Here is a 21,951-nt window from a genome sequence, read left to right on the forward strand (position 1 = left end):
ACAGTATCGATCTGGTCAGGTCTTGCCCGGCTGTGGGAAAGCCTGAAAATACTAGATTCCTCAAAAGGTTATTGGATTGATGCAAAGACTTGCACCAGAGAGGGTAAGGGCGGGAACCGGGATTTCAAGGCCCCGGTTCCGGAATAAAAAAGTCCCGGCAGGCCCGGGACTGGAAGTGACCGGATAATTACCCGGTAAAGGCCATATTTTCCGGCTCCACCTGCATCAGGTTGCGAGTCGGGCTGAGCATGCTGGTGGCGTGGGCCTGGGCCCGTGGCAGCAGACGCTCGTAGTAGAACTCGGCGGTTGCCAGCTTGGTCTGATAGAAGGCTTCAGACTCGTCGCCACCGTTTTCCAGCTTGTCGGCGGCCACCGCGGACTGGCGCAACCACATATAGGCCATGGTCACGTAACCGCTGTACATCAGGAAGTCGTTGGCGGCAGCGCTGACCACATCGCGGTCTTTGCGGGCCGCCAGCATCACCCGGACAGTCAGCAGGTTCCACTGGGCCGTCAGTTTCAACAGCTCGATGGCCATCGGCCTCAGCTGTTTGTTGGTCAGCTGCTTGCGGGCGAAGTTGGCAATCTTCAGGGTGAATTCCCGTACCGCGCCGCCCTGGGTCATCAGCAACACTTTGCGGCCCAGCAGGTCCAGTGCCTGGATGCCGGTGGTGCCCTCGTACAGCGTGGCAATCCGGGTATCACGAACGATCTGTTCCATGCCGTGTTCACGGATGTATCCGTGGCCACCGAACACCTGCACACCCAGATTGGCGGCTTCATTGCCCAGTTCGGTAAGGAAACCTTTGAGAATCGGGGTCAGGAAACCCAGTTTGTCGTCGTATTTCTCGGCCTTCTCGTCGTCGCCCACGGTGTGCGCCTCAACCATGTGGTCCGCCAGCCTGGCGGCGTAATACAGCATGGCGCGGCCGCCTTCGGCGATGGCTTTCTGGGTCAGCAGCATGCGCCTTACATCCGCGTGGTGAATCAGGCTGTCGGCCACCTGGTCTGGCTCTTTCTTGCCAGACAGCGCGCGCATGGAACGGCGTTCCTTGGCGTAGTCCAGCGCCCACTGGTACGACAGTTCAGCCGGGCCAACACCCTGGATGGCAGTACCAATACGAGCGGTGTTCATAAAGGTGAACATGCACTCCAGGCCCTCATTTTCCGGGCCGATCAGGTAGCCGGTGGCACCGTCGAAATTCATCACGCAGGTGGCCGAGGCCTTGATGCCCATTTTCTTTTCCAGGCTGCCGCAGTTCACACCATTACGCTCGCCCACGCTGCCATCTGGCGCCGGCAGAAACTTGGGCACGATGAACAAGCTGATACCCCGGGTGCCCTTGGGCGCATCCGGCAGGCGTGCCAGCACAATGTGAACAATGTTTTCAGTCAGGTCATGCTCACCGGAGGAAATGAAGATCTTGGTACCGGTCAGTTTGTAGCTGCCATCGGCCTGGGGTTCGGCCTTGGTCTTCACCTGGCCCAGGTCAGTGCCGCACTGGGGCTCGGTGAGGCACATGGTGCCGCCCCAGCGGCCCTCCGTCAGCGGCACCAGGTAGGTTTGCTTCTGGTCTTCGGAGCCGTGCAGAAAGATGGTGTTCATGGCGCCGAGCGACAGCCCCGGATACATGGAGAACGACCAGTTGGCGGTGCCCATCATTTCCTGTTTGAACAGGCCCATGGACGCCGGCAGGCCCTGGCCGCCGTATTCCTCGGGGGCTGACAAGCCCTGCCAGCCGCCCATTACGTACTGGTTATAGGCTTCTTTGTAACCCTTGGGCGTGGTGACCTCGCCGTTTTCCAGGCGACAGCCCTCTTCGTCACCGCTCTGATAGATTGGGCTCAGCACCTCTTCGCAGAATCGCCCGCACTCGGTCAGAATGGCATCAACGATGTCGGGAGTGGCGTTCTCGCCGGAGGCCAGAGTCTGGTAGTGGCCTGGGTAGTCGAATACGTCGTTCAGCAGAAATTTCATGTCACGCAATGGCGCTTTATACACAGGCATAGCCAATCCTCGCAGTCGTTTTTTGCAATCCGGTCGGGCCCAAGGCCCGTTATGCATGTTGTTTTACGGGATTCCCCGACGGCTGCCATTGACGGAAAGCGCTTGTCCGGCTGTCAGAATGGACAATTGGCTCAAATGACGCATTTAAAATCTGCCTGATCGGATATTGCGCCTGGCCCGTAAATCACAACTCGACGACGCCTTAGCCAAGGCCATCTAGCGGAGTGTAAAAGTCATGCAAAACAGGGAAATTCGACGTAAAGCCGGTGGTGTCTGGTCAGCGGCTCTTATACTGTTGATGGTATCTGTGCTGGCAGGCTGTGCTGGCCCTTCACTGGACGACTATCGCGACGCGCAACCGGAGCTGATTCCCCGGGAATTTTTCCAGGGCGAACTTTCAGCCCGTGGCGTGGTCAAGAATTTCTCCGGCAAGGTCATTCGTACGTTCGATGCCGATATCAGCGCCTCCTGGGACGACGCCGGAGTGGGTACTCTGGACGAGGTGTTCAGGTTTGATGACGGAGAAGTCCAGACCAGAGTCTGGACCCTGACGCCGGCCGGCGACAGTTACCATGCCGAAGCCGGTGATGTGGTCAAGCCCGGCACTATGCGCTGGCAGGGCAACGCCATTCATATGAATTATGTACTGAGGGTGTCATATGGCGATGGCACCATAGACGTCCGGATGGACGACTGGATGTACCTGATCACGCCAGATACCTTGATCAACCAGACCACCATGAGCAAATGGGGCGTTGAGGTTGGTGAGGTGGTTCTGGTTATCCAGAAACTGGGGTACGGGGTCGACTCGTAGCACTTATATCTGAAAGGTTAGTAAAACCCATGTGGAAACAATGGCTGATCGCTGTCGTTCTGGTTGCGGTGGTGGCTGCAGGCGCTGGTATTTACCTGAACCTGGAGTCAGGAGACAGTGGCCAGAGCGGTGGCAAGAGCCAGGCCAGTGCCGTGAACGTGGTAACTCCGGAATGGCAACGAGTTCGGGACACCGTTGGTGCCGTGGCAAACTTGCGGGCTTTGAACTCGGTAGAGCTGACCACCGAGGTGAGCGGCCGGGTGATGGAACTGAATCTGCAGCCAGGCGCTGCGGTAGCCCAGGGGGCGGTGCTGCTTCGGCTGGATGATCGCCAGGCTCGGGCTGACCTTGCGGTTATCGAGGCTCAGCTGGCCGATGCCCGGCGTCAGTACGAACGGGCTCAGAGGCTGCGAGCCAATAACAGCATCTCCCAGTCCCAGGTTGATGAACTCAGAACCGCAGTCGACGTTGCCATTGCCCAGCGCGAGGCAGCAAGGGTCCGGTTACAGAACCATCGGATCGAGGCGCCCTTCGCCGGTGTGGTCGGGCTTTCGGATATCAGCGTCGGGGCATTTCTCCAGGCAGGCACCACCATCACCACCCTGGATACCAATGACAAGATGGAGCTGAACTTTGCTGTTCCCGAGCGATTCATCGGCCAGGTCAGGATCGGCCAACGGGTGCGGGCTACCTCCCATGCGTTTCCCGGAGAAATCTTTGAGGGTGAGCTGGTAGAACTGGCCACCCGGATCAATGAGCTGAGCCGGACGCTGTCGGTTCGGGCATTGATCGACAACTCTGAAGGCCGCCTGCGACCCGGCCAATTCATGTCTGCGTCGTTGACGTTGCAGGAACGAGAAGGCCTGGTCATACCGGAACAGGCAGTGATGATCCGGGGTGATCAAAAGTACGTGTTCGTTGCGGAGGACGGCGCAGCCCGCCGTGTCTCTGTTCGGACCGGCTCGAGAATGCCGGGAATGGTAGAGGTAGTCGAGGGCCTGTCGGCTGACGACCAGGTGGTGGTAACCGGTCAGGATCGCCTGAGTACCGGTGATCGGCTCAGGCTGTTGGAGTCTGATCTGGCGATACCGGATAACCGGTTTATCTCCAGCCGGGAGTCCTGATTTATGGTCCTCTCTGACATTTCCATCAAGCGCCCGGTATTTGCCACGGTCCTGAGTCTGCTGATTGTGGTGTTTGGGGTAGCGGCACTGATGGGGCTGCCCGTTCGGGAATATCCGGACATCGACCCACCGATTGTGTCGGTGTCCACCGACTACACCGGCGCTGCCGCTGAAGTGGTCGATACCCAGATTACCCAAGTGATTGAAGGTGCGATCAGTGGCATTGAGGGTATTCGCTCCATAGAGTCATCCACTGAGCAGGGTGAATCCCGAACGTCGATCGAATTCAACACTTCTCGCGATATCGATGTTGCAGCAAATGATGTCCGCGATGCAGTTGCCCGTGTGGCCAACCAGTTACCCGATGAAGCAGATGCCCCCAGGGTTCGCAAGGCGGACTCCGATGCCCGGCCGATGATGTGGGTAACGCTGCTCAGTGATGTCTGGGACAGCGCGGAGTTGAGCGATTTCGCCGATCGGGTGCTGGTCGACCGATTGTCTGTGCTGGATGGCGTAGCCGATGTTCGCATTGGTGGCGAGCGTCGATACGCCATTCGGGTGTGGCTCGACCGCGAGCGCCTGGCAGCCAGAAACATCACGGTGGCGGAGGTTGAGCGCGCACTTCGGGACAACAACGTTGAGTTACCGGCGGGCCAGGTGGATTCGTCTACCCGCAATTTCACGGTCAGGGCGGAAGGGCGGTTGTCCAGTGTTGAAGAGTTCCGCAACCTGGTGGTGCGCCGTGACGGCAATGATTTGCTGCGGCTGGGCGAAGTAGCCAACGTCCAGATGGGGGTGGAATCCGACATCAGCCGGTTGCGGGCCAATGGGAAAACCGCCATCGGCCTGGGCATTATCCGGCAGTCCAAAGCCAATACCGTGGCGGTATCGGATGCGGTGCGTGCCGAACTTGAACGGATTCGGGACACGCTGCCGCCGGAAGTCTCGCTTGCCGAAAGCTACGACGAATCGATCTTTATTCGTGCTTCCATCAAAGAGGTTTTGATCACCCTGGGCATCGCGGTGTCTCTGGTGATTCTGGTGATTTTCCTGTTCCTGAGATCCTGGCGGGCCACCTTGATACCGGCCGTGACCATACCGGTGGCGGTGATCGGGGCGTTCATCGGCCTGGGCTTCCTCGGTTTTTCCATCAACGTGCTTACGTTGCTGGCGATTATCCTGGCCATCGGCCTGGTGGTGGATGATGCCATTGTGATGCTGGAGAACATCCAGCGGCGCATCGATGAAGGCGAACCGCCACTGCTGGCAGCCTACCGCGGCGCCAAGCAAGTGGCCTTCGCCATCATCGCCACCACACTGACGCTGATTGCCGTGTTCGTGCCCATTTCCTTCATGGGCGGCAACGTTGGCCGACTGTTTGCCGAGTTTGGCTTTACCCTGGCGGCTGCCGTGATCTTTTCCAGTCTGGTTGCACTGACACTAGCCCCGATGCTGTGCTCCAAATGGCTCCAGCACAGCCCGGAATCCGAAGAAGGTCACCGCTTGTGGGCCTTCAGCGAGAAAGTGCTCAATGGCCTGACCAATGGCTATAAAAAGCTGCTGACATTCTCCCTGAATCAGCCGGGTTTGTTGTTGGGCCTGGGAGTGGCCGGCCTGATCATCGCCACCGTTATTTTCCCACGCCTGCCACAGGAGCTTGCCCCTACGGAAGATCGGGGGGTAATCATCATGCTCACCAGCGCCCCCCGGGGGTCAACGGTTGAATACACCGACCACTTTGTCCGCCAGGCAGAGACGCAACTGCTTCCCTACCTGGACGAAGGCATTGCGGCGCGTTTCCTGTCGATTGTCGGTTTCCGGGAGGAAGAAGATAACGCCTTTATGATTATGGGCCTGACTCACTGGGATAACCGCGACATCAAACAGCAGCAGGTAACCAGTGAAATCCGGCAGAAGCTGGCGGATATCTCCGGGGTCCGGATTAATGTGATCAATCCACCCGGTCTGGGCCAGCGGGGCTTCAATCAGCCGGTGGAATTTGTAGTGGCGGGCCCGGATTACGAGTCGGTGCAGGCCTGGAGTGAGGAAATTGTCGAGCGGGCGAGGGAGAACCCGAACCTGATCAATGTGGATACCGATTTTGAGCTGACCCGACCGGAGTTACGGCTGAATATTGATCGGGACCGGGCGGCAGACCTGGACATCACCGTTCAGGACGTGGGCCTGACCCTGCAAACCATGCTGGCTTCCCGCAACGTGACCACCTATGTGGATCGTGGCCGCGAATACGATGTCATCATTCAGGCTGACGACGCTGACCGGGCAACGCCGGGGGATCTTGAACAGATCTTTCTGCGGCCAAGAGAAGGCGGTGAGCTGATTCCGATCAAGGCCTTGGTATCGGTGGAGGAAATTGGCGCCAATCCGGATCTACGGCGCATTGATCGGTTGCCGGCGGTGGTCATCAGCGCGTCCCTGGCGGATGGCTATGATCTGGGTTCAGCGCTCACCTATTTGAACAATCTGGCTGTGGATAACCTGCCGCCGGAGGCCCGGCTCAGCTACAAGGGCCTGTCCCGGGAGTTTCAGGATTCGTCCGCCGCCATCTATCTGACCTTCGGCCTGGCCTTTGTCATCGTGTTCCTGGTGCTGGCAGCCCAGTTTGAGAGCTGGATCCACCCGCTGATCATCATGTTGTCCGTTCCGCTGGCGGTAACCGGCGCATTGATTGCCCTGGCCTGGTCCGGCATCAGCCTGAATATCTACAGCCAGATCGGCATCATCATGTTGCTTGGGTTGATGGCCAAGAACGGCATATTGATCGTGGAATTTGCCAACCAGCTGCGTGATAAGGGCTATGAGGTCCGAGACGCGATTCTTGAAGGTGCCACCTTGCGTTTCCGCCCGGTGTTGATGACCACCATTTCCACGGTGTTTGGCGCCATACCACTGGTCATTGCCACCGGCGCTGGCGCGGAGAGCCGGGCCGCTATCGGTATGGTGATTCTCGGCGGGCTAGTGTTTGCCACGACGTTGACGCTGTTCATTATTCCGGTGTTGTACAACCTCCTGGCTCGATTTACCAAGTCGTCCAATGCGGTGGAAAAAGAGCTGGAGCGTCTGGCGTCTGGGTCCGCTGGCGGTTCCAGCCCTGCCGCGGCGCCGGCAAGCAAGGCTGATGATTTCTGATAGCGCCGCATGCGCTGGTCTTGCCTTAAAGTACGGTTGGGAAGACCAACTGTCCGCCCAGAACCTCGTCTGGATGGATATCAATGCAAAAAATGTGATGGCCCGACGCACCGGCAAGTCCTGTGGACAATGTGACGGTTCGTCGGGCATCCGGAAGTGCTACATAGGGCCGGCAGCTGTTGATTTGTTGTGGCCTTTCCAAAGCGTTCCGGAAGTATTCCCGGTGGCTCCAGCGGGCACCGGCGGAGTAATAAAGCGGGTTGAAATGATCGCCTCTGAGCCTGTCCACCTGGGCCAGTCTGCCTTGCTGAACGCCGTCGTTATCCAGAACGAAACAGCGCTTGACGCCTTCCATGAGTAACAGGTTTCTGCACACTCGCTCGACTGGTTCGCCCCGGGCGATTCGGTGGCACACATCCATGATTTCAAAGCGGAGCAGCTTCAGGTAGGTTTCCTGGCTTTGATAATCCTGCAGGCTCCACTGGTGGGACCGGGACATGACCTGTTGCAGGGCTCGCTCAGCATTGACCGTGCATTCCGGTGAGCTGTGCTTGGGCCGGGCGAACAAAAAGCCCTGCAGAAGATCTGCTTCGGTATCCAGCGCAATCCGCGCCTGGTTCTCGCTCTCAATGCCTTCCAACAGCACCAGGCTGCCGCTTTCGCGGATCATCCGAACCAGACTGTGCAGCAGTACCCGGGCACGCTGATGCGCTTCCGCATTGGCCAGAAGGCTGCGATCAATCTTCACAATCAATGGATTGATTCGCCACAACCGCTCGAAATTGGAATCGCCCATACCGAAGTCGTCGATGGCGATCTGAAAGCCGAAGTCTTTGGCTTCCTGGATGAATTCCAGCAGAGCATTGGTGTCTCGTGTGGCGGTTTCCACCAGCTCCAGAACAATCCTCTCCGGTGGAACCCCGGCACTGTGGCAGTGGTCCGCAAGCTGGCTGAGGTAACCCGCGTGGTGAAGCAAGGTGTCCGGGTTGATGTTGATAAACAGCCAGACCGGCTCGTGTTTCAGGCCGAAGTTGGTCAGGTGCAGGTTGAGCAGGTGCTGGTCGACACCGGTGGTGACGCCCTGAATGGACGCCTGCTCAAACAATTCGGGTGGGGCAATCGGCCGGTTATCCCGATGAACCCGCACCAGCGCCTCGTAACCTACCAGTTTCTGGTGAGTTGGGCTGAGAATGGGTTGATACACAGACTGGAAATCATGATGCTTTATGAATCTGGCACATTTACCAGCTACCTTGCCTCTATGGTCTGCAAGGCTTAACACACTTTTCATGGTCAGGAGCCCTATACTGCTATGGCTTAGCCGTCCTGGCCGTTGATGAGGTCACTGGGAAAAGTTAAAGCCAATTCCGTGCCATTGGTATCTGGTTTGAGAAAAACGAGGCTTGGCCTGGCTTTAAGAGGCACAAGTGCTCCGAGGTTTGTCACGGTTCGCACCACAAGGGTGCTGAAATATCAGACAACGGCAGTTATTCGCACCAGGAAACAACCATCTATGAGTCAACACAGTCAGTTCCGGTTATTGGGCCAACGGCGGTTTTTGCCCTTCTACCTGACCCAGTTCTCCGGCGCCTTCAACGACAACCTCTACAAAAACGCCCTGTTGCTTCTGATTACCTTTCAGGCCGGTGGCCTGATGGGGTTGTCGGTGAATGTGGTGGTCAACATTGCCGCGTTCCTGTTCATCCTGCCGTTCTTCCTGTTTTCCGGTATCGCCGGCCAAATGGCTGACCGCTATGAGAAGGCGGTGATTATCCGCAACGTTAAAGCAGCGGAAATCGGCATCATGCTGGTGGCGGCCACGGGGCTTTGGTTTGGTTGGTATGAACTGCTACTGGTGCTGTTGTTCCTGATGGGGGTGCAGTCCGCCTTCTTCGGCCCGGTAAAGTACTCGATCCTGCCCCGAGTGCTGACCGACGACGAACTGGTTGGTGGCAATGGCCTGGTCAGCATGGGCACCTTTGTCGCGATCTTGCTGGGCACCATCGCCGCCGGTCTGATCATGGGTGCTGAACAGGCGGCGAAAGTCACAGCCGTTGGTGTGGTGGTGATGGCGGTGCTGGGCTACCTGGCAGCCAGGCAAGTGCCCAATACCCGGGACGAATCGCCGGGGGTGCGGGTCCGGTTCCGGCCATTGCTGGAAACCTGGCGGTTGATGTCGGTGGCGGCGGAACGTCGGCAGGTGCTGTGGGCGATTCTGGCCATCTCCTGGTTCTGGTTTCTCGGAGCCGCCTACCTGACCCAGTTCCCCAACTTCGCTAAAACCTGGCTGGCCGGGGATGAAACCGTAGTCACCCTGTTGCTGGCGATGTTTATCGTGGGTATCTCCATCGGCTCCATGCTGTGTGAGCGGCTGACCAAACACCGGATAACCCTGTCGCCGGTACCCTGGGGCGCCCTGGGCCTGACGCTGTTGGGCATCGACCTGTTTTTCGCGGTACCCGCAGAGCCAAGCCCCTCTACCTGGCTGAGCCTGATCACCGAGCCTGTGTATATCCGGGTATTGCTGGATTTGGTGGGGATTGGCATCTGTGGCGGGTTGTTCATCGTGCCGCTGTACGCCTTTATCCAGCACGAAACCCCGGATCACAAGCGGGCGCGCATCATTGCCGCCCTGAACGTGATCAACTCCCTGTTCATGGTCTGCAGTGCCCTGGCAGGCATCGTGGTTCTGGGGGTGTTTGAGCTGGGAATTCCCGGGTTTTTCCTGATGCTGTCCCTGACGAACGGCCTGGTGTGGATGAGTGTGCTGGGGTTGCGGCGCCGGGCCGAAAAATCTGTGGATAATTAATGGGAAAACCGACAGATAAGCCACGAACAAAACTTTACATTGCCATAAAAAACAAACAGTTACCTTGTTTTTTGTGCGTTGGAAAAGTGATCAGAGATGTGGATAACTTTCTTGAAAACTTTTCTAAGAAGCTGCTGACAACTGACTGAAAAGCCGAAAGTTTCGGTTTTTACCTAGCCGGAATGTCGGATTTATCCGCGGAATTCCGGGCACTGGTCATCAGGATCCTTTTCGTGAAGGCGTTATCTGGTTAAAATTTGCACATTCGGACTGCAATTTCGCCGGCGAGGCGTTATACTCGCCGCCCTGTTTTCATACCCTTTTTTAAAGCCCGATTTCCGAGGTGTAGTGTGGAGTTTCCGACCCGTTTCGATGTCATTGTCATTGGTGGTGGCCATGCCGGTACTGAAGCCGCCCTGGCAGCCGCGCGCATGGGTTCGCAAACCCTGCTGCTGACCCACAACATTGAGACCCTGGGGCAGATGTCCTGTAACCCGGCCATCGGGGGCATTGGCAAGAGCCACCTGGTGAAGGAAATCGATGCCCTGGGCGGCGCCATGGCCCGAGCTACTGATCAGGCGGGTATCCAGTTCCGGGTACTGAACAGCCGTAAGGGCCCGGCGGTGCGGGCCACCCGCGCCCAGGCCGACCGGCTTCTGTATAAAGCGGCCATTCGCCATACGCTGGAAAACCAGCCCAACCTGACCCTGTTCCAGCAGGCCGCCGATGACCTGATTGTAGAAAACGACCAGGTGGTTGGTGTGGTTACCCAGACGGGTATTCGCTTCAACGCCAAAACCGTGGTGCTGACCACCGGTACTTTCCTGGGCGGCGTTATCCACATCGGGATGCAGCACCACGCCGGCGGCCGCGCCGGCGATGCCCCAGCCAATGCCCTGGCCAAGCGCCTGCGGGAGTTGCCGTTCAACGTTGGCCGGCTGAAAACCGGTACACCGCCGCGCATCGATGCCCGTACCGTGGATTTTTCGGTCATGCAGCAGCAGTGGGGCGACGACCCGACACCGGTGATGTCCTTCATCGGCAGCCGTGACGAGCACCCGGAGCAGATTTGCTGCTATGTCACCCGTACCACCGAAGAAACCCACGACATCATCCGCAGTGGTTTTGACCGCTCACCGATGTTCGCCGGTAACATCGAGGGCGTGGGCCCGCGCTACTGCCCGTCCATCGAGGACAAGGTCAATCGCTTTGCCGACAAGGATTCGCACCAGATCTTCGTGGAGCCTGAAGGCCTGACCACCAACGAGCTGTATCCGAACGGCATTTCCACCAGCCTGCCGTTTGATATCCAGCTCAAGGCCGTGCGCTCCATTCCCGGTTTTGAAAACGCTCACATCCTGCGTCCGGGTTATGCCATTGAATACGATTACCTGAACCCCCAGGACCTGCGCCACACCCTGGAAACCAAATTTATCCAGGGCCTGTACTTTGCCGGCCAGATCAATGGCACCACCGGCTACGAAGAAGCCGGCGCCCAGGGTTTGCTGGCGGGCATCAACGCCGCTTTGCGGGCCCAGGAAAAAGCCGAATGGTATCCGCGCCGAGACGAAGCCTACCTGGGCGTACTGGTGGACGACCTGATCACCATGGGGACCAGCGAGCCCTACCGCATGTTCACCAGCCGAGCCGAATACCGTTTGATCCTGCGGGAAGACAACGCCGACCTGCGCCTGACCGAAACCGGCCGCAAGCTGGGTCTGGTGGATGACGACCGCTGGCAGAAGTTCAGCGACAAGTGCGAAGGCATCGCCAAGGAGCGCAGCCGTCTGGAAAGCACTCGCATTCATCCGAACACCGAGGCCGGTGAGCGCGCCAACGGCTACCTGAAACAGCCGATGACTCGGGATCAGTCCCTGGCCGAGCTGCTTCGTCGCCCGGAGATTGTTTACGACCACATCGCCGAGATCAGCGCTGAGCGGGCGGACGACCCGACTGTGGCCGATCAGGTGGAAATCGAGATCAAGTACGAAGGTTATATCTCCCGCCAGGCCGATGAGATCGAGCGCCTGCGCCGAAATGAGAACACCGCACTGCCGGTGGACCTGGACTATGAGGTGATCGGCGGCCTGTCCAACGAGATAAAGCAGAAGCTGCAAACCGTAAGACCGGAAACCGTCGCCCAGGCTTCTCGAATCCAGGGTGTTACGCCGGCCGCGGTGAGCCAGATTCTGGTGCACCTGAAAAAGCGGGACCTGCTCAGAAAGCAGAGCGCCTGAGATGACTTATCCACAATGGCCAGGCCAGCTGAGCGACGGCCTGGCGGCGATGAACCTGGCCCTCAGCGAAAGCCAGCAGCAACAGTTGCTGGCTTTTCTGGCTCTGCTGAACAAATGGAACAAGGCCTACAACCTGACCGCCGTGCGGGATGAGCGGGTGATGGTGTCACGGCAGTTACTCGACAGCCTGAGTATCCTGCCGTGGATAACCACCGATCATCTGCTGGATGTTGGCGCCGGTGGCGGTCTGCCCGGTATCCCTCTGGCCATTGTGTTCCCCGAAAAACGCTTTACCCTGCTTGATAGCAATGGCAAGAAAACCCGGTTTCTGAACCAGTGTGTGCTGGAACTGGGGCTGAGCAATGTTGAGGTGATTCATGGCCGGGCGGAAGACTGCCAGCCTGATCAGCCCTTCACTCAGATCAGCAGCCGGGCCTTTACCGCCCTGGACAACCTGGTGACCTGGTGCGGCCAGTTGCTCGCCGGTGGAGGCGAGTTTCTTGCCATGAAAGGCCAGTATCCGGATGATGAAGTAGCTGCCCTTCCGGCCGGCTGGCAGGTAGAATCCAGCCATTCCCTGAAGGTGCCCGGTGCAGATGGCGAACGGCACTTGCTGATCGTCACCCGGGCTGAGTAACCCCGGCAACCCCAAGAGCAGGAGGCAAAGCATGGCGCGCGTGATTGCTGTGACCAATCAGAAAGGCGGTGTGGGCAAAACCACCACCTGCGTCAATCTTGCCGCGTCTCTTGCCGCCACCAAACGCCGGGTGCTGCTGGTGGATATGGACCCTCAGGGTAACGCCACCATGGGCAGCGGTGTCGACAAGAATAGCCTGCAGTTGTCCGGTTACGACGTGCTCACCAAACGTGCCAGCGCTGCCGAAGTGATTGTCAGGGCTGAGGCCTCCGGTTTTGACATACTGCCCGCCAACGGCGACCTGACCGCGGCGGAAGTGGAACTGATGAACGAAATCGGTCGGGAGCACCGGCTGCGCCTGACCCTCAATACCGTTCGCGAGAATTACGATTACATCCTCATTGATTGCCCGCCGTCCCTGAACCTGCTGACCGTCAATGCCCTGTCGGCGTCGGATTCGGTGCTCATCCCCATGCAATGCGAATACTACGCACTGGAAGGCCTGGCTGCGTTGATGAACACCGTGGAGCAAATCAAGGAAACGGTGAACCCGAATCTTGAGGTGGAAGGCATCCTGCGCACCATGTACGACCCGCGCAACAGCCTGACCCTGGATGTCTCCGGTCAGCTTAACGAGTATTTTGGTGACAAGGTCTACCGGGCGGTGATTCCCCGCAACGTGCGCCTGGCCGAAGCGCCGAGTTACGGTATGCCGGCGCTGGCCTACGACCGGGCCTCCAAAGGCGCCATTGCCTATCTGGCCCTGGCCGGAGAGATGGTGCGCCGGCACGGATCGAAAAAGACATCCGCCGCGGTTGCGGTGTAACATAGTTCGCCGTCAGGCGACCATGCATCCACCATTTCAACAGGAAGAATGACAACCACCATGGCGGCGAAGAAACGAGGTTTGGGCGAACGCGGTTTGGGAGCACTGCTTCAGGGTTCCAAGGTTAACCTGAACCAGGAAACCAGCAATCACGATGGCGAGCTGCGGGACATTCCCGTTGATCTGATCCAGCGCGGGCGTTATCAGCCCCGCCGTGACATGGACCCGGCTGCCCTGCAGGAACTGGCCGACTCCATTCGCCAGCAGGGCGTGATGCAGCCGGTGGTGGTTCGCCCCATCGCGGAAGGCCGTTATGAGCTGATTGCCGGTGAACGCCGCTGGCGTGCCACCCAGATCGCCGAACTGGACCGCATTCCCGCCATTATCCGCGATGTCCCCGACGAAGCCGCCATTGCCATGGCGCTGATCGAGAACATCCAACGGGAAAATCTCAATCCGATCGAAGAAGCCTTCGCCCTGCAACGCCTGCAGGAAGAATTTGGCCTGACCCAGGCCCAGGTGGCAGAAGCGGTGGGTAAATCCCGCACCACCATCACCAACCTGTTGCGCCTGATTGGCCTTACCGAAGATGTCCGCACCATGCTTGAGCACGGTGATCTGGAAATGGGCCATGGTCGCGCCATGCTCACCCTGCCGCCGGAGCAGCAGATGCAGGTGGCCCGACAGGTGGTGGCCAAGTCACTTTCAGTACGCCAGACCGAAGCCCTGGTGCGCCGGATTCAACAGGAAAAACCGCAGGCCGAAAACACCCCAAGCAAAGGCCTGGACCCGAATATTCGCGCCCTGCAGGATGATCTTTCCGATCGCCTTGGTGCCCGGGTAGCGATCAACCATGGCAAACGGGGTAAAGGCAAAGTGGTGATCGAATACAGTTCACTGGATGAGCTGGATGGTATTCTGGGCCATATCCGCTAAGTCAGCCGAATAATCGGGAAAAATCATCCTAAAGTCCCGCTTTTCGCATTAAACACCACATGTGGTTGCTCCGGAGGTTGCAGAACACAACTTGTGTTATCTGCTATCAAATCTTGAATCGATCTGGTTAAAGCTTGGCCAATTTTTCCGCCGAGTTGTGTTGAACAGCTATCGGTTAACACATATAATTCCGCGCGCTTGGAATGACAGCTGGTGACATGACACGTTCGAAGAAAGCCATCATGCGTTTGCCGCTCCTGAAGTGGCTGGTTATCGAGATGGCGGCTCTGGTCACGATCAGTCTGTTGTGGTTGTTTGTAAGTCGTTTGGCCGGGTATTCCGCGTTTATCGGCGGTCTTATTTTTGTCATACCAAACGCGTATTTTGCTCACCGGATGTACCGGTACCAAGGCGCCCGACACGCGCGCCTGATGGTGGGCAACATGTTCAGGGCAGAAGGCATCAAGCTCGCCCTTACCGCAGTGGGTTTTGCGGCAGTTTTCATCTTGATGGAGCCAGTACATGTGCCGGCTCTGTTATTCACTTTTGCTGTAATGGTTGTTCTCAGTGGCGTGCTGCGCTTCCTGATTCAACCACAAAGACAGCTATAGACTGGACGTGAGAGCAGTATGGCAGCTGATACCCCAGTAGAATATATACAACACCACCTTCAGAACCTCACTTACGGCAAGCTCCCCGCCGGTTATGAGAGGGTCGACCCCTACACCAACGATGTCACCGTGTTGCAGGAGGCTTCCTGGACGTTCGCGCGTACCTCGGCCGAAGCAACCGACATGGGCTTCATGGCGTTCCACGTGGACACCCTGGGCTGGTCCATTTTTATGGGCATCCTGTTCCTGACCATCTTCCGTATGGTTGCCAAGCGGGCCACCAGCGGCGTGCCCTCCGGGCTGCAGAATGTGGTCGAAATGACCGTCGAATTTGTTCAGACCATCGTTCGTGATGGCTTCCACGGCAGGAACCCGGTCATCGCACCGCTGGCCCTGACCATGTTTGTCTGGATCTTCCTGATGAACAGCCTGAAGCTGATCCCGGTGGACTTTATTCCCCAGATCGCCCAGGCGCTGGGTCTTGAATACTTCAAGATTGTACCGACCACCGATCCCAATGGTACCTTCGGTATCTCCATCGGTGTGTTCCTGCTGATCATCTTCTACAGCATCAAGGTAAAAGGTGCTGGCGGCTTCGCCAAGGAACTGTCCTTCACACCGTTCAACCACTGGGCGCTGGTACCCTTTAACCTGGTACTGGAAATCCTGGGCCTGCTGACCAAGCCGCTGAGTCTTGCACTGCGTCTGTTTGGTAACATGTACGCCGGTGAGGTAGTGTTCATTCTTATCGCGATTCTGCCGTTCTGGGTGCAGTGGACGCTGAACGTGCCCTGGGCGATCTTCCACATTCTGGTGGTCACGCTGCAGGCCTTTATCTTCACAACGCTGGCGGTGGTTTATCTGAGCCAGGCACACGAAGATCATTAACGGACAGTACAGAAGAAGTTTCGTAAAACCTGGATTGTGAAATCCCTAATTAACCTTTAATAAACTGAAAGCTAAGGAGTTTTAAATGGAAATCGTATTCATCGCAGCTGCTATCATCCTGGGTTCTGGCGCTCTGGCCACCGGTATTGGCTTCGCTCTGCTGGGCGGCAAACTGCTCGAGTCTTCTGCTCGTCAGCCTGAAATGGCTCCGCAGCTGCAAACCAAGACCTTCATCATGGCTGGTCTGCTTGACGCTGTTCCGATGATCGGTGTTGGTATCGCGATGTACCTGATCTTCGTTGTAGCTGGTTAATTACACCCGAGAAGCCAGGGCGCTGCTCACTTGAGTTGAGGACGCGCCCGGTTTTCCGGAAACCAGGACGCAACGAATAGCAAGAGGTATATTGCCGTGAATATAAACCTTACGTTGATAGGGCAAGCGATTGCCTTCGCTATTTTCGTCTGGTTCTGCGTCAAATATGTGTGGCCGCCAATCACGGCTGCCATGGAAGCGCGCCAGAAGAAAATTGCCGACGGCCTTTCTGCCGCAGATCGGGCTTCCCTCGATCTGGAACTCGCGCAGGAAAAAGCCTCCAAAGAATTGCAAAAAGCAAAACAGGAAGCTGCAGCCCTGATTGACCAGGCCAACAAGCGTGCCGCCCAGATTGTGGAAGCGTCTAAAGACGATGCCCGCAAAGAAGGCGAAAAGCTTATTGAGCAGGCCAGGGCCGAAATTCAACAGGAGCGTGTTCAGGCTCGCGACGCACTGCGCAAAGAAGTGGCGGTTCTTGCCGTTGCCGGTGCCGAGAAGATCCTGGAAACCTCTGTAGATGCCAAAGCTCACAGCGAGATGCTGGACAAGCTGGCCGCAGAACTCTAAACGAGGGTCATCATGGCACAACTGACTACGTTAGCCCGACCCTACGCGAAAGCCGTATTCGATGCCGCTAAAGAACAGAATGCCGTTGATCAGTGGGATCAGGCACTGGCTTTTGCAGGTCTGGTCGCGGCTGACCAAGAGGTAGCGAACATCCTGGCCAATCCCGGCCTGTCTGAGCAACGCAAGGCGGAACTCTTCGCCGATTGTTTCGAAGAGCCCCTGCCTGAAGCACTCAGAAATTTCCTGTTGATTCTTGCTGAAAACAAGCGTCTGGCGCTGTTGCCGGAAGTTGCTACGCTGTTCAGTCTGTATCGCGCGGATCTCGAGCGCACCGTCAAACTGGCGGTGAACACAGCGTTCGAACTGTCTGCCGACGAACAGCAGAAGTTGATCAAAGCACTGTCCGAAAAGCTGGAGCGCAAGGTTGAGCTTGAAACCGCGGTGGATCAGTCCCTGATCGGCGGCGTGGTAGTACGCACAGGCGACCTGGTTATCGACGCTTCAGTCCGTGGCAAGCTGGCCAGAATGGCCAAGGCTCTGGGCTCCTGATTTCAGCACAAGGTTTGAGGACAAAGGCATGCAGCAACTGAATCCATCCGAGATCAGTGACATCATCAAGAAGAGAATCGAGAAACTCGACATCTCTTCCGAAGCAAAGAACGAAGGTACGATCCTGTCAGTATCTGACGGCATCGTATTGATCCACGGTCTGGCCGACGTTATGTACGGCGAGATGATTGAATTTGCCAACGGCACCTACGGCATGGCTCTGAACCTGGAGCGTGACTCTGTTGGTGCAGTGGTACTGGGCGACTTCGAAGGTCTGGCCGAAGGTCAGAAAGTTCGTTGTACCGGCCGTATCCTGGAAGTGCCGGTTGGTAACGAACTGCTGGGCCGTGTGGTTGACTCCCTGGGTAACCCGATCGACGGTAAAGGCGAGCTGGGTAACAGCCTGACCTCTCCGGTTGAGAAGGTTGCACCTGGCGTTATCGCCCGTCAGTCCGTTGACGAGCCGGTACAGACTGGTCTGAAAGCCATCGATACCATGGTTCCCATCGGTCGTGGCCAGCGTGAGCTGATCATCGGTGACCGTCAGATCGGTAAGACCGCTGTAGCGATTGACGCGATCATCAACCAGAAGAACACTGGCATCAAGTGTATCTACGTTGCCGTCGGCCAGAAGCAGTCTTCCATTGCCGCGGTTGTGCGCAAGCTGGAAGAGCACGGCGCCATGGACCATACCATCGTGGTTGCCGCCGGTGCCGCTGATCCTGCCGCCATGCAGTTCCTGGCTCCGTACTCCGGTACCTCCATGGGTGAATTCTTCCGTGACCGCGGTGAAGACGCTCTGATCGTATACGACGACCTGTCCAAGCAGGCTGTTGCTTACCGTCAGATCTCCCTGCTGCTGCGTCGTCCACCAGGACGTGAAGCATTCCCGGGTGACGTTTTCTATCTGCACTCCCGTCTGCTGGAGCGCGCTTCCCGCGTTAACGCTGACTACGTTGAGCAGTTCACCAACGGTGAAGTGAAAGGTAAGACCGGTTCTCTGACCGCGCTGCCGATCATCGAAACCCAGGCCGGTGACGTTTCTGCGTTCGTACCGACCAACGTGATCTCCATCACCGATGGTCAGATCTTCCTGGAAACCAACCTGTTCAACTCCGGTATCCGTCCGGCTATGAACGCCGGTATCTCCGTATCCCGGGTAGGTGGTGCAGCCCAGACCAAGATCATGAAGAAGCTCGGCGGTAACATCCGTCTGGCCCTGGCCCAGTATCGGGAACTGGCGGCATTCGCCCAGTTCGCCTCCGATCTTGACGAAGCAACCCGTCGTCAGCTGGAGCACGGTCAGCGCGTTACCGAGCTGATGAAGCAGAACCAGTACAGCCCGATGACCGTTGCGGAAATGGGTACTGTACTGTTCGCAGCAAACGAAGGCTTCCTGGACGATGTTGATGTAAACAAGGTTGTGAAGTTTGAAGCACAGCTGCTGGACTGGATGCGTTCCGAGCAGAAAGAGCTTCTCGACAAGATCGGCCCCGAGGGCAACTTCAACGACGACATCACCGCTGGCCTGAAAGCTGCTCTGGAGAAATTCAAGACCACTCAGAGCTGGTAAATCCACTGGGCCCGCCATTGCGCGGGCCTGCTGGTCCCTTTGAGTGTCTAACTTGAAAAGGCAGTGACTTATGGCCGTCGGAAAAGAAATACGTAACCAGATCGGAAGCATCAAGAGCACGCAGAAGATCACGTCCGCCATGGAAATGGTGGCGGCGAGCAAAATGCGCAAAGCTCAGGACCGTATGCAGGCAACTCGCCCATACGCCGAAAAGATGCTGCAGGTAATCGGACACATTGCCAAGTCCAACAAGGATTACCGTCATCCGTTCATGCAGGAGCGTGAGGTCAAGCGGGTAGGCTACATTGTAGTTTCCTCCGACCGTGGCCTGTGTGGTGGCTTGAACACCAACCTGTTCAAACTGCTCGTTCGCGAAATGCGTGAATGGAAACAAAAGGGTGTTGAGACCGACATCTGCGCCATTGGGCAAAAAGGCGCGTCTTTCTTCCGTAACTACGGTGGCAACGTTGTAGCGGCGATTACCCATATGGGTGATAACCCGTCTGCAAGTGAGCTGATTGGTAGCGTCAAGGTGATGCTCGATGGTTTCGAGCAGGGCAAGATTGATCGCCTGTACCTTGTGAGCAACGAGTTTGTGAACACCATGACTCAGAGCCCGCATTCGCTGCAGCTGCTGCCATTGCCGGAAGGGGATGACGAAGATGTAGGTCACCAGTGGGATTATCTCTATGAGCCGGATTCACGTCCGATTCTTGACGGGCTACTGCCACGTTATATCGAATCCCAGGTGTATCAGGGTGTGGTAGAGAATCTGGCCTGTGAACAGGCTGCCCGGATGATTGCCATGAAGAGCGCGACAGACAACGCCGGTGGCATCATCGATGAGCTTCAGCTGGCCTATAACAAGGCCCGCCAGGCAGCCATCACCCAAGAGATTTCGGAGATTGTGAGCGGCGCGGCATCTGTTTGATAACGCTCACAAACCTACTGGTTTTATTGACTACTAGATAACGAGGAACCGAGCATGAGTAGCGGACACATCGTTCAGATCATTGGCGCGGTTATCGACGTGGAATTCCCACGTGACTCCGTGCCAAGCGTTTATGACGCACTGCTGCTTGAAGGTGGCGAAACAACTCTGGAAGTCCAGCAGCAGCTGGGTGACGGCATTGTTCGTACCATCGCCATGGGCAGCACCGAAGGCCTCAAGCGTGGCCTGAAAGCTGAGAATACCGGCAAGCCGATTTCAGTACCCGTGGGCACCCAGACTCTGGGCCGCATCATGGACGTACTGGGCCGTCCGATCGACGAGCAGGGCGACATCGGTGAAGAAGAGCGTTGGGCTATCCACCGCAAAGCACCGGGCTACGCCGACCAGGCAGCGTCTGCTGACCTGCTGGAAACCGGCATCAAGGTTATCGACCTGATCTGCCCGTTCGCCAAGGGTGGTAAGGTTGGCCTGTTCGGTGGTGCCGGTGTAGGCAAAACCGTCAACATGATGGAGCTGATCAACAACATCGCGAAAGAGCACTCCGGTCTCTCCGTATTCGCCGGTGTTGGTGAGCGGACCCGGGAAGGTAACGACTTCTACTACGAAATGAAGGAGTCTAACGTTCTCGATAAGGTTGCCATGGTTTACGGCCAGATGAACGAGCCCCCAGGAAACCGTCTGCGTGTGGCCCTGACCGGTCTCACCATGGCCGAGAAGTTCCGTGACGAAGGCCGTGACGTACTGTTGTTCGTTGACAACATCTACCGTTACACCCTGGCCGGTACCGAAGTATCTGCCCTGCTGGGCCGTATGCCTTCAGCGGTAGGTTACCAGCCGACTCTGGCCGAAGAGATGGGTCAGCTGCAGGAGCGGATCACCTCTACCAAGAACGGTTCTATCACCTCTATCCAGGCGGTCTACGTACCGGCGGATGACTTGACTGACCCGTCTCCGGCCACCACCTTCTCGCACCTTGACGCGACCGTGGTACTGAGCCGTGACATCGCCTCCAAGGGTATCTACCCGGCGATCGATCCGCTCGACTCCACCTCCCGTCAGCTGGACCCGCTGGTGATCGGCGAGCAGCACTACAACGTTGCCCGTGGTGTTCAGAACGTTCTGCAGCGTTACAAGGAACTGAAAGACATCATCGCGATCCTGGGTATGGACGAGCTGTCAGAAGAAGACAAGCTGACCGTAGCCCGTGCCCGTAAGATCGAGCGCTTCCTGTCTCAGCCGTTCCACGTAGCGGAAGTATTTACCGGTTCCCCGGGTAAGTACGTGTCTCTGAAGGAAACCATCGCCAGCTTCGAAGGCATCCTGAACGGTGACTACGACGACATGCCGGAGCAGGCCTTCTACATGTGCGGTGGCATCGAAGAGGCAATCGAGAAGGCTAAGGCAATGAAAGCGAAAGAAGGCAAGTAAATTACCTTCTTCCCTTTCTGACCCAAGAGGCGTAAGAAATGGCTATGACCGTACATTGTGACGTCGTAAGTGCCGAAGAAAAAATCTACTCGGGCCTGGTGGAGATGCTGATCGCCACCGGTACCGAGGGTGAGCTAGGCATCCAGCTTGGCCATGCTCCGCTACTGACCGGGCTCAAGCCCGGCTCAGTGCGGATCATCAAGCAGGGTGGTGCTGAGGAAATTCTGTACGTTTCAGGTGGCTACCTGGAAGTGCAGCCTAACCTGATCACCCTGATGGCTGATACCGCAGTTCGTGCCAAGGATGTGGACGAAGCGGCAGCTCTGGAAGCCCAGAAGCAAGCCGAGAAGGCACTGGCGAACAAGACAGGCGAGTTCGAGTACTCCCGTGCTGCCGCCGAGCTGGCAGAAGCCGCCGCTCAGCTGCGCACCATCCAGAAACTGCGCAAGCACCTGCGCTAAGCAGGGTTTGTGTCAGGGCCCGGACTGGCCTGACCGTGAACCGCATCCGCAGGTGGATAACCAGCCAC

Annotated in this window: 19 protein-coding genes; 17 read left to right on the forward strand and 2 right to left on the reverse strand. The window is 57.4% G+C overall.

The features are described from left to right. Window positions 1–187 precede the first annotated feature (187 nt). Complete coding sequence (locus ASQ50_RS10865) at window positions 188–2,008, reverse strand: acyl-CoA dehydrogenase C-terminal domain-containing protein (protein ID WP_058090917.1); 1,821 nt, start codon at window positions 2,006–2,008, stop codon at window positions 188–190. Window positions 2,009–2,306: 298 nt separating this feature from the next. Between ASQ50_RS10865 and ASQ50_RS10870 the strand changes: the two genes are divergently transcribed. Genes ASQ50_RS10870 through ASQ50_RS10880 form a run of 3 tightly spaced genes read left to right on the forward strand, consistent with a single transcriptional unit; the run spans window position 2,307 to window position 7,096 of the window. Beyond that, window positions 2,307–2,822, forward strand: a complete 516-nt coding sequence (locus ASQ50_RS10870) for a DUF3833 domain-containing protein (protein WP_412535740.1) — start codon at window positions 2,307–2,309, stop codon at window positions 2,820–2,822. Window positions 2,823–2,851: 29 nt separating this feature from the next. Continuing rightward, the gene (locus tag ASQ50_RS10875) at window positions 2,852–3,946 is read left to right on the forward strand and encodes an efflux RND transporter periplasmic adaptor subunit (protein WP_058090915.1); all 1,095 of its coding nucleotides are present in this window, start codon (window positions 2,852–2,854) and stop codon (window positions 3,944–3,946) included. A 3-nt stretch (window positions 3,947–3,949) separates the two neighbouring features. After that, the gene (locus ASQ50_RS10880) at window positions 3,950–7,096 is read left to right on the forward strand and encodes an efflux RND transporter permease subunit (protein ID WP_058090914.1); all 3,147 of its coding nucleotides are present in this window, start codon (window positions 3,950–3,952) and stop codon (window positions 7,094–7,096) included. A gap of 25 nt (window positions 7,097–7,121) precedes the next feature. On the opposite strand, the gene ASQ50_RS10885 is transcribed toward ASQ50_RS10880, so the two are convergent. Then, on the reverse strand, window positions 7,122–8,387 hold the full coding sequence (locus ASQ50_RS10885) for an EAL domain-containing protein (protein ID WP_058090913.1): 1,266 nt from the start codon (window positions 8,385–8,387) through the stop codon (window positions 7,122–7,124). Window positions 8,388–8,609: 222 nt separating this feature from the next. Between ASQ50_RS10885 and ASQ50_RS10890 the strand changes: the two genes are divergently transcribed. The 14 genes from ASQ50_RS10890 to ASQ50_RS10955 all read left to right on the forward strand — a co-directional run bounded on the left by ASQ50_RS10890 (window position 8,610) and on the right by ASQ50_RS10955 (window position 21,883). Beyond that, complete coding sequence (locus tag ASQ50_RS10890) at window positions 8,610–9,905, forward strand: MFS transporter (RefSeq protein WP_058090912.1); 1,296 nt, start codon at window positions 8,610–8,612, stop codon at window positions 9,903–9,905. 350 nt (window positions 9,906–10,255) lie between these two features. Beyond that, window positions 10,256–12,142, forward strand: coding sequence for a tRNA uridine-5-carboxymethylaminomethyl(34) synthesis enzyme MnmG (mnmG, locus tag ASQ50_RS10895; RefSeq protein ID WP_058090911.1), 1,887 nt, complete (start codon window positions 10,256–10,258; stop codon window positions 12,140–12,142). A 1-nt stretch (window position 12,143) separates the two neighbouring features. Continuing rightward, window positions 12,144–12,779 carry a 16S rRNA (guanine(527)-N(7))-methyltransferase RsmG gene (gene rsmG / locus ASQ50_RS10900; protein WP_058090910.1) on the forward strand — a complete coding sequence of 212 codons (636 nt, stop codon included), beginning with the start codon at window positions 12,144–12,146 and terminating at the stop codon, window positions 12,777–12,779. 31 nt (window positions 12,780–12,810) lie between these two features. Beyond that, the gene (locus ASQ50_RS10905; protein WP_058090909.1) at window positions 12,811–13,605 is read left to right on the forward strand and encodes a ParA family protein; all 795 of its coding nucleotides are present in this window, start codon (window positions 12,811–12,813) and stop codon (window positions 13,603–13,605) included. A gap of 60 nt (window positions 13,606–13,665) precedes the next feature. Then, window positions 13,666–14,541 carry a ParB/RepB/Spo0J family partition protein gene (locus ASQ50_RS10910; RefSeq protein ID WP_058090954.1) on the forward strand — a complete coding sequence of 292 codons (876 nt, stop codon included), beginning with the start codon at window positions 13,666–13,668 and terminating at the stop codon, window positions 14,539–14,541. A 203-nt stretch (window positions 14,542–14,744) separates the two neighbouring features. Next, window positions 14,745–15,152, forward strand: coding sequence for an ATP synthase subunit I (locus ASQ50_RS10915; protein ID WP_082888475.1), 408 nt, complete (start codon window positions 14,745–14,747; stop codon window positions 15,150–15,152). Window positions 15,153–15,170: 18 nt separating this feature from the next. After that, on the forward strand, window positions 15,171–16,040 hold the full coding sequence (atpB, locus tag ASQ50_RS10920) for a F0F1 ATP synthase subunit A (RefSeq protein WP_058090907.1): 870 nt from the start codon (window positions 15,171–15,173) through the stop codon (window positions 16,038–16,040). A gap of 85 nt (window positions 16,041–16,125) precedes the next feature. Next, window positions 16,126–16,353: a F0F1 ATP synthase subunit C gene (atpE, locus tag ASQ50_RS10925; RefSeq protein ID WP_058090906.1), complete on the forward strand. Its 228-nt coding sequence runs from the start codon at window positions 16,126–16,128 to the stop codon at window positions 16,351–16,353. 96 nt (window positions 16,354–16,449) lie between these two features. After that, window positions 16,450–16,920, forward strand: coding sequence for a F0F1 ATP synthase subunit B (locus tag ASQ50_RS10930; protein ID WP_058090905.1), 471 nt, complete (start codon window positions 16,450–16,452; stop codon window positions 16,918–16,920). Window positions 16,921–16,932: 12 nt separating this feature from the next. Next, window positions 16,933–17,469: a F0F1 ATP synthase subunit delta gene (locus tag ASQ50_RS10935; protein WP_058090904.1), complete on the forward strand. Its 537-nt coding sequence runs from the start codon at window positions 16,933–16,935 to the stop codon at window positions 17,467–17,469. 28 nt (window positions 17,470–17,497) lie between these two features. Next, a complete protein-coding gene (atpA, locus tag ASQ50_RS10940; RefSeq protein ID WP_058090903.1) occupies window positions 17,498–19,042 on the forward strand; it encodes a F0F1 ATP synthase subunit alpha in 1,545 nt (514 codons plus the stop codon). A gap of 70 nt (window positions 19,043–19,112) precedes the next feature. Then, window positions 19,113–19,973, forward strand: a complete 861-nt coding sequence (gene atpG / locus ASQ50_RS10945) for a F0F1 ATP synthase subunit gamma (RefSeq protein WP_058090902.1) — start codon at window positions 19,113–19,115, stop codon at window positions 19,971–19,973. A gap of 54 nt (window positions 19,974–20,027) precedes the next feature. Further along, window positions 20,028–21,422 carry a F0F1 ATP synthase subunit beta gene (atpD, locus tag ASQ50_RS10950; RefSeq protein ID WP_058090901.1) on the forward strand — a complete coding sequence of 465 codons (1,395 nt, stop codon included), beginning with the start codon at window positions 20,028–20,030 and terminating at the stop codon, window positions 21,420–21,422. Window positions 21,423–21,460: 38 nt separating this feature from the next. Next, window positions 21,461–21,883 (forward strand): F0F1 ATP synthase subunit epsilon, encoded by a 423-nt coding sequence (locus ASQ50_RS10955; protein ID WP_058090900.1) that lies wholly within the window; start codon window positions 21,461–21,463, stop codon window positions 21,881–21,883. Window positions 21,884–21,951: the final 68 nt, after the last annotated feature.

Source organism: Marinobacter sp. LQ44 (assembly GCF_001447155.2).
Classification (GTDB): Bacteria; Pseudomonadota; Gammaproteobacteria; order Pseudomonadales; family Oleiphilaceae; genus Marinobacter.